Origin of the sequence: Motilimonas sp. 1_MG-2023 (genome assembly GCF_030547455.1) — a bacterium.
Classification (GTDB): Bacteria; Pseudomonadota; Gammaproteobacteria; order Enterobacterales; family CBDFNC01; genus Motilimonas.
Genome location: NZ_JAUOPX010000015.1, coordinates 40,073 through 56,206, shown reverse-complemented (window position 1 = coordinate 56,206; position 16,134 = coordinate 40,073). Strand labels below are relative to the sequence as shown.

Below are 16,134 nucleotides of genomic sequence, written 5' to 3'. Positions count from 1 at the left end.
TTAAGGGAGCGTATCAAGGGTAAAAATGGCTAATTGGTTTTTGCCGTTTTTCTTGGCTTGGTAAAGTGCGACATCGGCTTGGTTTAGCAATGTTTTTTCGCTTTGTGGTTGCGCATTATCCAGCTGAGCTATGCCCGCTGATAAGCTAATAAAGCCTAATGGGCTGGCTTGGTGGGACAGTTTTTTGCTTGCCAGCGACTGAATGGCTTGGTTTATTCGCGCTGCTGCCTCCGTTAAGTTAACACCTAACATGACCACCGCAAATTCTTCACCACCATAACGAGCAATGGTGTCATCTGCGCGGCGAAAGTGTGTGGCGAGTAAGTGAGCCACGCTCTTAAGGGCTTCATCTCCTTGCAAGTGTCCATAGTGATCGTTATAAGGCTTGAAGTTATCAATATCTAACATGGTGACGATGAGCGGTAGTTGGTGGCGGCAGGCTTGATGCCAAGCGCGATTCAGGCATAAGTCCAGTGAACGTCGATTTGCGACCCCCGTTAATGAATCGGTTTGAATTAGCTGCTCTAGTTTTAGGTTGGTTTGAGCTAGGTTTTGATTGGCTAGCTCAAGCTCTAATGTACGCAGTTGAACCTTGTCTTCTAATTGTTTGTTTAATTTTATTAAGTCTTCTTCTGCTTGTTTGCGGGCAATCATTTCAGAAAGGTTCGCGCCGAAGATCCTTATGAGTTGCTGGGTATGTAGGTTCAGAGTATGGCCGTGAACCAAATTATCAGCAAAGATAAAGCCGATGACTTTATTATCGCTGCGCAATTGTAAAATGGCATTCCAACCTGTCCCTACTGGCTCATTATTGTGATAGAGGGTCGCTGGCTCCTCAACCACAAGGACATTTTCATTAGCGATGGCGTCTTGAATTAAGGTGCTTTTTGGAACTAAGGTGTGATACCAGGTTTCATCGACTAGCTGGCCGTTGATATCCGTTCCATAAGTACCACGAATCGTCTTACCATTATCATCACTCAAAAAGATAGCCACTCGATCCAGCATGAGTTCTTTTTTGGCAAGCAATACTGCGGCGCGACATACATCCAGTACGGTATCGGCATGAGACAACTGTTCGAAACTGTTGTAGAGCATTTTTAAACTTTCTTCAGCACGTTTTCGAACCAAAATTTGGCTGAACATGTGGGAAAACGAGCGCAGGATTTCTTTATCGTGCCGCGTTATAGGTTTGTTATTTATGAGGTTATCTAACGCTATCCAGCCGAGAAATGCTTCACCATCACGCAGGATCAACATGGCATTCCAGCCGTGGCCAGCAATGTAACTGTCGGTAAAAAGAGGCACGTCTTCTAACACGACAAAGTAGTCTTTGGTCTCTAAGCAAGTTTGCATAAATACGGGAGACATTTTATGTACATCATATACATGGGTATGCTCATCTGTCGTGTTGCCATGAGCATCGGTACCATAGGTTGGGTTAAAGGTTGCTGTTAAGGGGTTCATTAAAAATAACGCTGAACGGTCAAAGCCGAGGGGTGAGCGCAAACTTTCAACGGCTTGTTTATGTAACTGATCAAGAGAACTTGCATTACTCAACTTTAAATTGATATTTTGCAATAGCATTAAGGATTCTATAAATTGCGCTTCTTGGATTTTTTGTTCTTCTGCTTGTTCAGCAAACGCTTGCTTAGCTTGTACTTTTTTCTTTAACAGCTGCTGGGTTTTTTGTAGTTGATATTGATAACCCATTTGTCTAAGTAGACTTGCAAACTGTGGCCGCTGTGTCAGCCAAGAAAGTGAAAAGTGTTGGCTAGCAAACACAATACATAAGTCAGGGCTAATGGCTTTCGGCCAAGCTAATATGTGCCAGTTATTAAGTGGTATAAATTGGTAGTGCCAACCTGCTTGGTCTCTTGCCATTGCATTTGTAAGTTGCTGGTGAGGCAGTGTTTCAGTGTCTGTTTGGTCAAACACACACGGTTGGCCTACCATTTTTAATGCCAATTGGTGGGGCTCTGGAACTAAATCAATTAATCTAATTTCAATCGCTTTACTTATCGACAGGAACAACTCGAGCGTCAAGGCAATCAACTCGCTTGATTGTTGGCACTGTTCGAGCCGTTCTTGTATCTCATTAACTTGTGTGACCGATAAATCCAATTTTTCACTCGCATAGCCAAAGTGTCTATTCTGAATAATATAGGCAAAAACTTATCTGGTTTAATTATTTATTAATTTACGACATAGTAATCGGCTAACTTTTGAACTAAATCGATGTTTCTACTTCGGTATGAATTGTGCTGTGACCCTTCATTAACTGATCAAAGTGAACCAACAAATGCTGCTCTGCACCGCGATAAAGCAGTGCCGGACGGTTTTGGCTTCGGTCTTTTTCTCCTGTTTCGACCAAAATATCAGGGCGATTCATGCGGCGCCGAAAAGCTGCTTTAGGTAATTTGCTGCGTAATATAGTTTCAAAAGCGTCCTGAAGTTCAGGCAAGGTAAATTGATCTTGAAAAAAATGCACGGGCAGGCTGGTGTATTGAGATTTGCTTATTAAACGCAATAGCGCCTGTTGGATTAAGGATAAATGGTCAAATGCCAAATTAACTTTTGAGTTAATTAAGTCAAACACATTGATCCACTTACAGTGGGTAAATACTTTTTGCTCGGGGGTAATAATAGCCAAGAATAAGCAGCAAATTGACCAGTCTCTTGGATCGCGGTGATTATTGGCTAAGGTGTTTACTTGCTCTAGATAGGCACTTTCTATGTGGGCTCGTTGTTGCAAAATGCGGGTGGCCGTGTCGCGAATATCTGTATCTTCTGCTGGTTGGATCCCCCCTCCGATTAAGCCAAATTGATTAAGGTAAGGCTCACTTTTACGCTTAGACAGCAAAACTTGTAGCTGTCCTTGCTGAAGTCGAAAACAACATACTTCGATAGTGCCAATCATTTTTTCGCCCTTGGTTAAATAGATATCTTAAGTATTGCACAGGTACTTATATGAAATTTAGTTACTTTTATCCATTTGGTAAAGAGATTACAGCGATAAACTTGCTATGTTTTATGCGTTTAGCACAATAATTGGCCTCTTTAGGCCTGAGTTGCTCATGCCAAGCTTTGCCCAGTGGCTCGATAATGCTAAATTTGTTGCCTATTTATCGTTAGCTGCAATAAAGGATACAAGTATGAAGGCGCAAATATTGGCTGAAATGAAGGTTCAGGCTGAAATCGATGTTGAGTTTGAAATTGATCGACGCATTGCATTTATCCAGTCACGCCTAACTCAGTCTGGTTGTAAAAGCTTAGTGCTTGGTATTAGTGGCGGTGTTGACTCCAGCACTGCAGGCCGTTTGTGCCAGCTCGCTATTGAAGGTTTAAATCAGCAGCAAGACGGTTCCGATTACCAATTTATCGCCATGCGCTTACCTTATGGTGTGCAGCAAGATGAAGATGAAGCGCAATTAGCTTTAGATTTCATTCAACCAAGTCAGCGTGTCACGGTTAATATTAAAGATGCCGTTGAAGGTTTACATGCCGCCAGTGTCGCGGGCTTGCTGACGTCGGGTTTGAACTTGCCGGAAGAAGGGGCCGTTGATTTCGTAAAAGGTAATGTGAAAGCGCGTCAACGCATGGTGGCGCAATATGAAGTGGCCGGTTTGACCCGCGGGCTAGTGGTTGGAACCGATCATAGCGCTGAAAACATTACTGGTTTTTATACCAAGTTTGGTGATGGCGCTTGTGATTTAGCCCCTTTATTTGGTTTAAATAAACGCCAAGTGCGATCAGTGGCGAGCGCCTTGGGCGCGCCAGAATTGCTAGTAAATAAAGCGCCGACCGCTGATTTGGAGTCTCTAAAACCACAACTTGAAGATGAAGTGGCTCTTGGTATGACCTATGATCAAATTGATGACTTTTTAGAAGGTAAAACGGTGCCAGCTGAGATAGAGGCAAAGTTGATTGCAATTTACCAACGTACTCAGCACAAGCGTCAGCCTATACCTACTATTTATGACTAAGTTGGCGCTCTAGGCCCAACCATTATCATGTATTTTTCGGTGGCTATTTGATTGCCGCCGCACTATTTTTGGATTGAATAACGTGGAACTAGCTTCAAGTCTCAGCCAGCAAGACGAAATATTACTATCAGCCTGGTTAAACAGCGCCGAAACACCTAATAACACTTTTTCGTTGATGGCGACAAAAGGGTTTTTATTCGCTTTGGTTTGCGCCCCCAAGCCAATAGAAACCGATGTTTGGTTAAGTCAGATTTTAGGTGGTGAATTACCTGCAGATATAGCAGAAGACAAGCTATTTGCTCTGATTACGCTACACAATCAAATTGGTAATCAAGTTTATGAAGAGGGCATGAAGCTGCCGCAACAATTAGAATTTTCGGCGGGCTGTGAAGCTAACTTTCTTGCTGGGCATCCGTTACACGAATGGTGCTTAGGCTTTGCGGTAGGCAGTGGTTTTTATGCCCAAGATCTCATGGATGCTTTGCCGGAAGATGAAGATTTATTTGAAGCATTTTCGATGGCTTATATGACGCTGAGTTTTTTTGCCAGTAAAGCCAACGCAGAAGCCATTGCCGAATTTCAAGATCATGGCGACTTACAAACTTTTAGCCAAGAGATGTATGGCCTCATGCCTGATTTTAGTTTGGGTTTTGCTGCGCTAGTCGAAGAAGCGGCATTAGCTTCAGGTTTAATTGCTGAAGATGATTGGGACGAAGAAGTCGATGCCGATGACAACCAATAGGTAGTAAACGTGACAGAGCAAATTTTAACTTGGATGCAAACTCTCGCGCGAGAGCATGAAGACGAATTACATGGTTGCGCAGTATTGAAGCCTTACTTGAAGGGCTATTTTCCTGAGCCGTATTTACAGCAAACCGCGTTCATGGTGGTGGACACCTTGCCATTGCCAAACTTAACTGGGCTAAAAGGCATGTTGGCGCAGCAGTTTATGCCGAAAAATTTGCGTTCAATTTCATATGCCCACGGCTACTACATATTGCGTGAGTATGCTGATGATTGGTCTCTGCATTGCCGAGAATTGGTGCATTTAGCACAATGGCGGCACCTTGGCGCAGAAGGCTTTTTAGAGCAGCTGTATCAGCAAGTAAAGTCAGATGGTTACCAGCAAGCAAGTTTAATTAAAATGGCTGATGCAGTGGTTGAACATTTTAGGCAAGATAGTGAACTAGATAATATTCCAGCATTAGTCGTGCAAAGTTTACAAGCGGTAGAGAAATAACATGAGCGTATTATCTAGACAGTGAACCAGATAATATTCCTGTGTGAATAAATAGTCGTGCAAAGTGTACAAGCAGTAGAGAAATAACATGAGCGTATTATCTAGACAGTGAACTAGATAATATTCCTGTGTGAATTAATAATCGTGCAAAGTGTACAAGCAGTAGAGAAATAACATGAGCGTATTATCTAGACAGTGAACCAGATAATATTCCTGTGTGAATTAATAGTCGTGCAAAGTTTACAAGCGGTAGAGAAATAACATGAGCGTATTATCTAGGCAGTGAACTAGATAATATTCCTGTGTGAATTAATAGTCGTGCAAAGTTTACAAGCAGTAGAGAGTTAACATGAGTGTAGAGCAGTTAGAAAAAGTCGACTTGATGAGCATCGACAAGGAAAACGAAACCTTAGTGCTGACCATTTTAGATGCCCTTGAGTGGGATGAAGAGGATGTACACTTATTTACGCTGCAAAGTAAGATTAATGCGTATCTTGAGTTTATCCGTACCGGGGAGGTATATAAGGCGGAGCCTGAGGCCCAGGGCATGCGTATGGCGATAGAAGCTATGTTTAAGCATAAGCCCCATGCCGCAGCTGAAGCCTTTCTGGCAAAAGTGGAAACCATGCTTTACGAGCAAACCCGAGTGAAATTTAGCTATGGTCCCAACCCCGCTACCGGGTATGTGGACAGCGATTCTTAACCGTCAATGTCTGTTTATGCGCGCGAGAATAAGTGTTCGCGCGTCTTTAAATTAAAATTGCGCCACCTCTTGGGCGGTTAAATAACGCCACTCTCCTTCCGCCAAATCTGTTAAATCAACGTGGCCAATAGTGGCGCGGTGCAATCCAATCACTTTGTTATCTAACGCCGCAAACATGCGTTTTACTTGGTGATATTTGCCTTCCTGCAAGGTGATTTTTACTTGCGTTGGACTAATCATCTCAAGTTTGGCTGGTAGCGTTGGCTTGGTTTCATTATTAAGCATTATGCCTTCTTGGCAGCGCTCAACCGCGTCTTCGCGTAAAGGTTCAGCTAGCGCCACAAAATAAGTTTTTGCACAACTTTTCTTTGGCGAGGTAACGCGGTGTGACCATTGGCCATCATCGGTGAGTAGCACTAAGCCTGTGGTATCCACATCGAGTCGACCTGCTGGATGCAGTTTATCTTTTTTCTCATGCTCTATGAGGTTTAGCACACAAGGGTGGACTTCATCTTGGGTCGAGCAGATATAGCCTTGTGGCTTATGTAGGGCAATGTAGATAGGGCCGGTTAATGTTAGGGGGGAACTATCAAATAACACGGTTTGTGTGATATCTATTTTTTGTGCTGGGTTAGTGATCAGTGCATCCGCTACTTTTACTCGGCCGCGTAGAATCGCTTTTTTGGCGTCAGCCCGAGACAGCTTGGTGGTTTCACATAAGTATTTATCTAGACGCATGCCAATTCTCTTTCTTGATGGTATGAATGGCGATCCACTCAATAAGGCTGCAGTCTAATCAAGAATAGGCAGTGAAACCAGTGGATATCGCTTTAGTTGGTATCCCTTACCTTAAAGGGATCGACCTATAGTGTATTTTGCGCGATAAATTGTAGTCTTTAGCCAGCTTATCCAAAGTGCCACTGCTCTCAAGTAGCTGAAAGTATCCAAGCAATTCATCTTGTGAAATAAGTGCTCGATGACTCAACAAAGCTTGATGCTGGTAGCGCTGATCCCAGCGCTTTGAACTTAATAATAATTTTTTACTTTCAGGGTGTTGTTTTAAATAAAATTGCAAGTAAGACCAAGTAACAGGAGCAACTTCGCCTCGCTCTCTTAATACTGCCTCGATACTGGCGTGATTGTTGTTAACGAACGAAACATCAAATTCTTTCTTGAGCAAAGCTTTATCGGTGATATCACGGGTAATGTTGTAATGATAACCATCGACTAAAACCAGCTTTTTACTTTTTAGGTCCTCGAAAAAATCTTGGTTACGATCGGGTCTATTCTGTGTGATATACACTTCGCCGTCATCGAGTGGGAGCGGAATGGTGTAAAAGTTGACGTGTTGCCAGCCCCACATTTTATTTTCAAATAAGATTAACTCAAAACGGTTACGGCTGAAGGCTTGATATCGATATAGGCTTGACGTTGAAACAAAAGTGAAGTCGTATTTATCTTGTATTTTATTTAGCTGCTTAAGTACGTCTAACGTTAAGCCGGAATAAGTGCCATCAGGCGCTTTGGTTACATAAGGAGAGAAAGGATAACCGCCAACCTTAATTACAATTTTGGCGTGGGCGTATGCACTTAATGAAAAGTAGAATAAAAAAAATATTGATAGTGCAAAGCGCAGCAACATAAGCTTTTATTATTTCTTAATAGTGAAAATATAAAATAAATATAGCTTTTTTATCTGTGTGTTGACCAGTGCGAAAGCTATTTATTGCTGCGCAAGCTATTTGTTACAGTCCAATCTGTGTTGTTGCGTTATTTTCCCAGAGGGAAGTGAACACAATTTCCTGTTCTTGCATATCACAGCTGGCGTGGAAACAATGTCCCTTCGGGTCTTGATGTGTCAGTACAATTTCCTTTCTTACTCTTTGCTTTTGCTGTGTTTTTTTGTCGTAGTCAGCGCAGAAAATAATGTGAGCCATAATTGCATCCTGTGATAATGATATGCTGACACTATATGAAGAATAGGGCTACCTCACTATCAGGGATAACCCATATATTTACTGAGTAAGAGGTTATTTTTTGTGATCGCTGCGATTAAATACACTAAAAGCCGTTGCCACGTGATGGCAATACACCTCAATTAAATGCTGGTCGTACTCAGAAAACTCATGGCGAGGTTTGCCCCGCGAATAAAGTATATGTTCTGAGCCTTCCTCGGTTCTGAAGTAAGCGATATAACGATCGCCATAATATAGGCTATTTTGAGTGCGATGTACTTCGCTTAATTCTGCTTGGATACATTCAGGTAGTTTATGGATTTTAAAATCTGAATATTCAGCAAACTCTCCGATCCCCACTAACACCTCTCGTTCGTCTGTATTTTCCGCAATGCGATAATACAGGGCGTCATCGCCTAAATGCAGTAAGGTGGTTAATTGCGTTAATACATGAGTGGCAAAGTCATGAATAGCTTGTTCGTGTAAGAGTTCATGTGAGTATTTTATCATCGACTCAAGACTACGTTTGGTCAACTCAATGGCCTGTATATCGCGATAGTTTCTGAGGGAGGCATAGATAGTGGTGCGTAGTTTTTGTGACGTCAACTCCGCTTTTTCTTTGTAGTCGTTAATATCATATTCAACAATAACATTAAGCTCTGGTGCTTGCCCCGGCTGGCCTGTGCGAAGAATAATGCGGGTTTGGGTATTTTGTAATTCATCGCGCACATATTTAACCACATCTAAACCAGCATGGTCTGTTTCCATGACTACATCAAGGAACATTAAGGCCGTGTCTGGATTTTCTTTGATCATTTTCTTTGCTTCGGCACCCGAATAAGCACTGATGGTTTTAACGGGTAAATCCATGAACTCCATTTGATGGGTGACCATGCGCGTCACGGAGTGAATGTCCTGTTCGTCGTCAACAATCATCACTTTCCAATAGCGACCTTCTGCTGATTTAGCGTGTAAAGTTTCCTCTGCAGGTTCATCATCCTCAAAAATTAGAATGTCGTCATCATCTGCCATGTTAAAGCCTTGTTTGATTGCTGATCGAAGCGGGTTAATTAAGGTTTTAGACCTCGAGTCGGCCGCTGTCTAGGTTAAGGTTGAAATTCTGTTAGGTAGAGCATAACTGGTTTAGGGTGAATTATTTAATCTATTTCGGTTATTGTGGCTATTTTTACCAACTATGTGAATTATAAGGGTGAATTATTGCGACTATTGAAGGTAATGAATCAAAAATAGCGCAGTCATTGCGTGTGTGGCTATTTATACTGGTGCTTCTTCACAAAATAAGTCAATGCTAAGGGTTTTTTATGTCGTCATTTAATCACAAAAAATATAAAGCGTTTCAACCAATAAAAATGGTTAACAGACAATGGCCAGACCAAGTGATTAGTCAGGCTCCACTCTGGTGTAGTGTGGACTTGCGCGACGGCAATCAAGCCCTGATTGAGCCTATGTCGGTAGAACAAAAAAAAGTGTTATGGGCTTTGTTAGTTAAAGTTGGCTTTAAAGAGATTGAAGTGGGCTTTCCTGCTGCATCACAGCCTGACTTTGACTTCGTACGCTGGTTAATAGAAGAAGACCAAATTCCTGACGATGTGACCATTCAAGTGCTGACCCAAGCCCGCCCTGCTTTAATTGAACGTAGCTTTGAGGCATTAAAAGGGGCAAAACGCGCTGTTGTACATTTATATAACTCCACCTCGACGGTGCAGCGTGAGCAAGTATTTAAACTTGATCGTGCCGGTATTCTCGATATTGCGGTAAAAGGCACACAGTGCGTAAAAGCGTTAGCACAAGCAAACCCTGAAACCCAGTGGACCTTGCAATATTCGCCTGAAAGCTTCACGGGTACAGAGCTGGATTTTGCGGTGGAGATTTGTGATGCCGTAGTCGCGACTTGGCAGCCAAGTGGTGGGGAAAAGGTGATTTTGAACTTACCAGCGACGGTTGAGATGTCGACGCCGAATGTGTATGCCGATCAAATTGAATGGTTTATTAATCATGTCGCGCAGCGTGAAAACGTCATCATTAGTTTACACACTCATAATGACCGTGGTTGTGGTGTTGCTGCCGCTGAATTAGGCGTCATGGCTGGAGCCGATCGCATTGAAGGTACCTTGCTTGGTAACGGCGAGCGTACCGGCAATATGGACGTCGTGACAATGGCGATGAACCTTTACAGCCAAGGCATCGATCCTGAGTTAGATTTCTCCAATATTGATGAAGTGGTGCAAGTGGTTAAAGCTTGTACTCAATTACCAGTGCATCCACGTCATCCTTATGCTGGTGAGTTAGTGTTTACTGCGTTTTCTGGTAGCCACCAAGATGCAATTAAAAAGTGCTTAGCATTACGCCAGCCTGACGATATTTGGAATGTAGCTTACTTGCCAATTGACCCAACGGATTTAGGCCGTGATTACCAAGAAGTGATCCGTATTAATAGTCAATCGGGTAAAGGCGGCATAGCGTGGATTTTAGAGCGTGAATTAGGAGTGCAATTACCGCGTTGGGCGCAAATTGAATTTAGTAGCGTGGTGCAAAAAACCGCCGAACAAACCGGTGCAGAAGTGTCAGCGCATCAAATAAGCGATCTATTTAAAACGACTTATCTATCAACCACGGGGCCGTATGTGTTAGGTGACTATCACATTGAGCGTAAGCACAGTGATCATGTTAAAGCTAAGCTTGAATATCAAGGACAAGGCGAGGTAACAGCATTAGAAGTGGAAGGCATTGGTCGTGGCGCGCTAGATGCTTTTGTTAATGGCTTGCAACAACAAACGGGCCTAGCCATAGACGTGATTGATTTTGCTGAGCATGCCATGACTTCGGGCGCGGAAGCAGAAGCGATTACATATCTATTAGTGAAGGTGGAAGACACGCGTGTATTAGGTGTTGCTGTGCATCAAGATATTATGACCGCCTCGTTGGGCGCAGTGTTAACTGCGTTAAACATTTACACCGCGCAGCAAGTTGCTGAGGTGGCGGTAGCGGGTTAATCCTACCTTTAGAGTTTAGTGAACCCTGTTTAGTTTTGGTGATAACCCCAGATTAAGCATGGTTCACTCTGCAAATCGCGCTAGCCACCCTTGGTTGCTCAACAAAAATCGTCCCTGCCTTTTGATGTCTGCCGATTGAATAATGCTTCAACTATCAAAAATACTGAAAATAATTAGTTTTACATCTAGGTATCAAAATTGATTTTAAGTTTTTGTTATTAAAAGAATAGTGCTGTTGATATGTTGTTTTTAAGAATGCCATATTTTATTCTGAATTAAGAAACTTCGTTTGGCCTATCAAATAGAGAGCTTTAAAAATGATTATCGATTATGTGCAGTCTTTTACCTCAGTTGTATCCGCTTTAGCGGCGGCCTTTGCTACGTATTACGCTTACAGGGCTATGCGAGAAAACAAAAAAAATATATTTCTGAAAGATAGGAATCGGCTAGCCTTAGCTCTGCACCGGCTACATAAGGAGTTTCAGCATGAATGGATGTCTTTTAAATTTTCAGAACATATTGAAGCTCAGAATATAATACTCGCTTCAAAGTATATAATTTCTACTGAATTATATGATGAGTTGATGGTTCTAATGGTTCAATTGCATAAGTTTGAGAATGATGAAAATCGATCAATGGGGACTAATGACAAAGCAGAAGAAATAGACATTCTTTTCAAGAAGGTCACATGTAAGAACAGGCTTGATGAATGATCAATAAGTTGAAATGAGGCAACAGTGGTCAATGTAGCAGACGTTAAAAGGCAGGGATGCCTTTTTCCGAGCGACCATGGATGGCCCGAGCGATCTGCAAAGTTGACCGACTGTTGCCAAAGTGATTGTTTTAGTAAGCTCAAACTTAAGGCGATAAATAATAAGGGGCAGCTGTGGTTTGGAACAAAATGAAGTACGTGGCTTGGCTGGTTATCTGGTTGATTTTATTGGCTACGCCCAGTGTGTTATTGCTTGAGCATCAAGCGCTATTCCCTTGGCTTGACTTAACCAGTGGGTTTGCTGCCGCAACTTATTTGTTAACCTCAACGGGCACAGCGCCTTATGCGGTGATGACTGTGGTGATCTTTTTAGCGGTGAGCTATTTTTGCATTCCTAAACCTAACTGGCTAAGAATGACAGCGGCCATGGCCCTTAGCTTGCTCAGTAGCCTTGGATTAAATCATCAGTTGAAATCGTATTTTGCGGAAGCGCGGCCTAACATTACGTTTCTTGCTAGCCAAATGGGCTCTCCTGTTGATCTTTATTCGTTTTATAATCAACATTCTAGCCAGAGAAGCGCGTTAGTTGCGCAGGCTTTAGAGCAGTATCAGCACCCTGATAATCGCGCCCAATTAACCACCCAACCGCCGCTCCAAATATCGCCGACGATCCAACAACATTGGATCAATGAAGTGGGGTATGCATTTCCCTCTGGCCACACTATTTTTGCCACCACATTAGTACTCACCGCGAGCTATTATTTATTATTATCCGGTGCGCTTGGTTTGAATATTATTTTGCTGTGCTGGGGCGCGGCAATGGGACTGAGCCGAATGTTACTGGGTATGCATTGGTCGCAAGATGTTTTAGTCTCTACCTGCTTAGCGGCGGTGATCAGTGTTGTCTGTATCAGCGTTATTGAGAAAGTCCAACGGCCAAAATAATCACCGCTACAGCGCTGCCATGGTTTATTGCAGGGCTGAGCTTGGGGCAATGATGTTGGCGCGATCAGACCAATGCATTTTGTTCTTTAGATGCTACCCTAGTTCGCAGTTATTCATTGTGGAGTATGTAAATGAAACAAGCGCCATTTTTATCGTTATTAGCAGCATTAGCTCTGGTTGGTTGTCAGTCAAAACAAGCGGCTCAAGAGACCAAAACGACAGCACCTGAAACCATGATAGTCGTGGATGCTGCCAACGCCCGTTCGTCATTGGATTGGAATGGCGTGTATCGTGGGATTTTACCTTGTGATGATTGTGATGGCATTGAGGTTTTTATCGAGCTCAAGCCCAATAATACTTATGCGCTTAGTCGTAAGTTTCTTGGCAAAATGGGCGTTGCGGTTGTTGAAGCTGCGCCATTTACCTGGAACGATGCAGGTAACACCATCACCATTGAAGGTGGTACACAGTTTTTTATTGGCGAAAATAAAATGTGGCTAGTTGATGAGAATGGTGAGCGCCTGATGGATGATGCTCGCGCTATTCTTAAAGAAATGTAATTTGCCAAACAAAGGCGTGCAGCCGTCATATCGACTCTGCACTAAGCCGCGAGTTGGGTATAATAAGGCTGAGTTAATTACTGAGCCTTTTTTATGCCTAAATTTACCCTGCGCACTTACCAGCAAGAATCGGTAGATGCTACGCTGAATCACTTTCGACGCAGTGATGCGCCTGCGGTGATTGTGTTGCCAACGGGGGCGGGGAAAAGTTTAGTGATTGCTGAGCTGGCAAAATTGGCGCGGCGTCGGGTGCTGGTACTGGCACATGTGAAAGAGTTGGTTGAGCAAAACCACGCAAAATATCAAAGCTATGGCTTAACGGCGGGGGTATTTTCCGCTGGTTTAAAACAAAAAAACACCCAACACCAAGTTACTTTTGCCAGTGTGCAATCGGTATCGCGCAACCTTGAGGCATTCGCCAGTGAGTTTTCGTTGTTGATTATTGATGAATGCCATCGCGTGTCGGATCAAGACACCAGTCAATATCAGCAAGTGATCCAAAAGTTGCGCGAGTTTAACCCCAAACTTAAAGTGCTAGGCTTAACCGCTACGCCTTATCGCATGGGCACCGGCTGGATTTATCAATACCACTATCACGGCATTGTACGATCCCATCAACCGCGAGTATTTGAGCGCTGCATTTATGAATTGCCATTGCGTTATATGATCAAAAATAAGTTCCTGACTCCACCCAAGCAAATTGACGCAACTGTTGCCATGTATGACTTTTCTAGTTTGTCGGCCACGGCTAATGGGGAATATAAGGCGGATGATGTTAATTTGTTGCTCAAACAACAGCAGCGTGCCACTTTGAGTATTGTGCAGCACATTACCCAGCTTGCCCAACAGCAGCAGCGCCAAGGCATTATGATTTTTGCCGCCACCGTGATGCACGCCAAGGAAATTGCGGGTTATCTGGCTGGCTATTCTTGCGCCTTGATCACTGGTGATACGCCAACCCCTGAGCGTGATGCCTTGATCCAAGCTTACAAAGCGAAACAAATTCAATACTTGGTTAATGTGTCGGTGCTCACCATGGGATTTGACGCCCCTCACGTTGATTTTATTGCTATTTTACGCCCGACCGAGTCGGTCAGTCTGTATCAGCAAATCGTTGGTCGGGGTTTGCGTTTAGCGCCGGGTAAAGAAGACTGTTTAGTGATTGATTACGCGGGTAATCAATATGACTTATATGCGCCAGAAGTGGGTGAGAAAAAGCCTGCGAGTGATACGGAACCAGTGCAAGTATTATGTCCGGCATGTGGTTTTGCTAATGTGTTTTGGGGCCGTACTGATGGCGCAGGTAAGGTGACTGAACATTTCGGTCGGCGCTGTCAGGGCTTTTTCGAAGAAGATGATGGCACGATTGAAGCCTGTGATTTTCGCTTTCGCTTTAAAAATTGTCCTAATTGTAATGCTGAAAATGACATTGCCGCGCGGGTGTGTCACGAATGTCTGCAGCCCTTGGTGGACCCAGACGATAAGTTAAAGGCAGCATTAAAGTTAAAAGATGCCTTAGTGATCCGCTGCTCGGGTATGGTGTGCAGTGAGCATAAGGGCAAATTGAAAATCACTTATTTTGATGAAGAGGGCTTAGAGCTGCAGGAATACTTTAATCTTGCGAGCAAAGGCCAGGCATTTATTTTCAATCAACAATTTGGTCGACGGGTTGAGCAAGGGAGTGCGCCTAAGGTGTTTACTCAGTTGCAACAAGTTCTCGATGAGGCCGAGCATTTTATTGCACCTGATTTTGTGATTGCGCGTAAGCAAAAGAACTTTTGGCAGATTAGCGATAAAATATTTGATTATGAAGGGGCGTATCGTAAAGCGAACCAGCTGTAGGTTTTATTTTATTCGTTAATTAATATTTAACACTGAATTAAATATATTAAAATATTCTTACCTTGTTGATTAGTTTACACTCAGTGTATGTAGTTAATGAGGCACACACCATGAGAAGTATCAGACAACGAACCACTATGATCCATACGCCAATGGCCGGTCTTGCGCTAGCCATTGCGAGTTTAGGTTGGGGTTGGGATCAGGTGTCCAATGGTGCGGGGCACTTTCAGTTGTTAAGTGCGCAAGTTGCTGCATTACTGCTGTTACTGTTGCTGGTTAAATTTGTATTACATCCCAATAGCCTACGGGCTGATCTTGCCCATCCTGTGGTGGGCAGCGTAGTGCCTACTTTCGCCATGGCGAGCATGGTGGTGGCGAGCACGTTTGCTAGTCATCATGTATTGGGCGCTAAATTGGTTTGGTTAGCTGCGATTGCGCTACACATTACTTTTTTACTGATGTTTACTTACCATCGTGCGCGTCAGTTTAAGTTAACTGACATGGTGCCTAGCTGGTTTGTGCCACCAGTCGGGATTATTGTGGCGGCACTGACTTGTCCTGCGGTGCAATTTAATGGCTTAGCAACTGTGTTGCTCTACTTTGGCTTAACTTGCTATGGCGTATTATTGCCCTTAATGCTGTTTCGTTTGTGTTGCTGTGGTTCATTACCTGTTGCTGCTAAACCAACATTAGCTATTTTAGCGGCGCCCGCCAGTTTAGGTTTAGCTGGGTACTTAAACTTAGTGACTCAACCCGATTATCATTTGTTAGCCGTGCTTTTGGTGTTGGCAATATTGATGACCGGCTTTTTGTACTTAGCCTTCTTTCGTTTACTGCAACTACCTTTCAGCCCCGGTTACGCTGCTTTTACCTTCCCTACGGTAATCGGTGCCACTGCGTTGTTTAAATTAGCAGGCTACATCGAACAGCAGGGCCATAATCCTGCATGGGTTGAGGTGTTACAGCACTTGGCTAAATTAGAGCTGGTGGTTGCCACTGTGGTGGTCAGTTATGTCGCATTGCATTATCTGGTTGACCAAGTGCAAAGCCAACGCGGTTTTCAGGTGAAATGTTAATTAGCCCGAGTTATGGATAAGCAACACAGTCTGTTTTTCCTGCAAAGACGCGGTGAATAGACCCAAACAAGACCCTGTAAATAATTATCAACCAGAAGTTC

Annotated in this window: 16 protein-coding genes; 10 read left to right on the top strand and 6 right to left on the bottom strand. The window is 43.4% G+C overall.

Annotation, left to right across the window (positions count from 1 at the left end; genetic code table 11):
• Both Q4519_RS10175 and Q4519_RS10170 read right to left on the bottom strand, forming a co-directional pair.
• A complete protein-coding gene (locus tag Q4519_RS10175; protein ID WP_303511937.1) occupies positions 1-2,124 on the bottom strand; it encodes a GGDEF domain-containing protein in 2,124 nt (707 codons plus the stop codon).
• 106 nt (positions 2,125-2,230) lie between these two features.
• Positions 2,231-2,920, bottom strand: coding sequence for an NUDIX domain-containing protein (locus Q4519_RS10170; protein ID WP_232802644.1), 690 nt, complete (start codon positions 2,918-2,920; stop codon positions 2,231-2,233).
• A 235-nt stretch (positions 2,921-3,155) separates the two neighbouring features.
• Here Q4519_RS10170 and nadE point away from each other — a divergent pair, with 235 nt between their 5' ends.
• The 4 genes from nadE (at position 3,156) to Q4519_RS10150 (ending at position 5,929) form a co-directional block, all read left to right on the top strand.
• Entirely contained in the window at positions 3,156-3,986 is an 831-nt protein-coding gene (nadE, locus tag Q4519_RS10165) for an ammonia-dependent NAD(+) synthetase (protein ID WP_303511935.1), read from the top strand.
• 82 nt (positions 3,987-4,068) lie between these two features.
• Positions 4,069-4,728, top strand: coding sequence for a UPF0149 family protein (locus Q4519_RS10160; protein WP_232802642.1), 660 nt, complete (start codon positions 4,069-4,071; stop codon positions 4,726-4,728).
• A 9-nt stretch (positions 4,729-4,737) separates the two neighbouring features.
• Positions 4,738-5,226 (top strand): hypothetical protein, encoded by a 489-nt coding sequence (locus Q4519_RS10155; RefSeq protein WP_232802641.1) that lies wholly within the window; start codon positions 4,738-4,740, stop codon positions 5,224-5,226.
• A gap of 349 nt (positions 5,227-5,575) precedes the next feature.
• The gene (locus tag Q4519_RS10150; RefSeq protein ID WP_232802640.1) at positions 5,576-5,929 is read left to right on the top strand and encodes a DUF6572 domain-containing protein; all 354 of its coding nucleotides are present in this window, start codon (positions 5,576-5,578) and stop codon (positions 5,927-5,929) included.
• A gap of 51 nt (positions 5,930-5,980) precedes the next feature.
• On the opposite strand, the gene rsuA is transcribed toward Q4519_RS10150, so the two are convergent.
• The 4 genes from rsuA to Q4519_RS10130 all read right to left on the bottom strand — a co-directional run bounded on the left by rsuA (position 5,981) and on the right by Q4519_RS10130 (position 8,916).
• Entirely contained in the window at positions 5,981-6,667 is a 687-nt protein-coding gene (gene rsuA / locus Q4519_RS10145) for a 16S rRNA pseudouridine(516) synthase RsuA (RefSeq protein ID WP_303511932.1), read from the bottom strand.
• 106 nt (positions 6,668-6,773) lie between these two features.
• The gene (locus Q4519_RS10140) at positions 6,774-7,571 is read right to left on the bottom strand and encodes a transporter substrate-binding domain-containing protein (protein WP_232802638.1); all 798 of its coding nucleotides are present in this window, start codon (positions 7,569-7,571) and stop codon (positions 6,774-6,776) included.
• A gap of 103 nt (positions 7,572-7,674) precedes the next feature.
• Positions 7,675-7,866: a hypothetical protein gene (locus Q4519_RS10135; protein WP_303511930.1), complete on the bottom strand. Its 192-nt coding sequence runs from the start codon at positions 7,864-7,866 to the stop codon at positions 7,675-7,677.
• 93 nt (positions 7,867-7,959) lie between these two features.
• Positions 7,960-8,916, bottom strand: a complete 957-nt coding sequence (locus Q4519_RS10130) for a DUF3369 domain-containing protein (protein WP_232802636.1) — start codon at positions 8,914-8,916, stop codon at positions 7,960-7,962.
• Positions 8,917-9,206: 290 nt separating this feature from the next.
• Here Q4519_RS10130 and leuA point away from each other — a divergent pair, with 290 nt between their 5' ends.
• The 6 genes from leuA (at position 9,207) to Q4519_RS10100 (ending at position 16,033) form a co-directional block, all read left to right on the top strand.
• The gene (leuA, locus tag Q4519_RS10125) at positions 9,207-10,898 is read left to right on the top strand and encodes a 2-isopropylmalate synthase (RefSeq protein WP_232802635.1); all 1,692 of its coding nucleotides are present in this window, start codon (positions 9,207-9,209) and stop codon (positions 10,896-10,898) included.
• A gap of 317 nt (positions 10,899-11,215) precedes the next feature.
• Positions 11,216-11,611 (top strand): hypothetical protein, encoded by a 396-nt coding sequence (locus Q4519_RS10120; protein ID WP_232802634.1) that lies wholly within the window; start codon positions 11,216-11,218, stop codon positions 11,609-11,611.
• 173 nt (positions 11,612-11,784) lie between these two features.
• Positions 11,785-12,555 (top strand): phosphatase PAP2 family protein, encoded by a 771-nt coding sequence (locus tag Q4519_RS10115; RefSeq protein ID WP_232802633.1) that lies wholly within the window; start codon positions 11,785-11,787, stop codon positions 12,553-12,555.
• 131 nt (positions 12,556-12,686) lie between these two features.
• Positions 12,687-13,115 carry a copper resistance protein NlpE gene (locus Q4519_RS10110; RefSeq protein ID WP_303511927.1) on the top strand — a complete coding sequence of 143 codons (429 nt, stop codon included), beginning with the start codon at positions 12,687-12,689 and terminating at the stop codon, positions 13,113-13,115.
• Positions 13,116-13,208: 93 nt separating this feature from the next.
• Complete coding sequence (locus Q4519_RS10105; RefSeq protein WP_303511925.1) at positions 13,209-14,957, top strand: DEAD/DEAH box helicase; 1,749 nt, start codon at positions 13,209-13,211, stop codon at positions 14,955-14,957.
• A gap of 110 nt (positions 14,958-15,067) precedes the next feature.
• Positions 15,068-16,033: a TDT family transporter gene (locus Q4519_RS10100; protein ID WP_232802630.1), complete on the top strand. Its 966-nt coding sequence runs from the start codon at positions 15,068-15,070 to the stop codon at positions 16,031-16,033.
• The last annotated feature ends 101 nt before the right edge of the window (positions 16,034-16,134 follow it).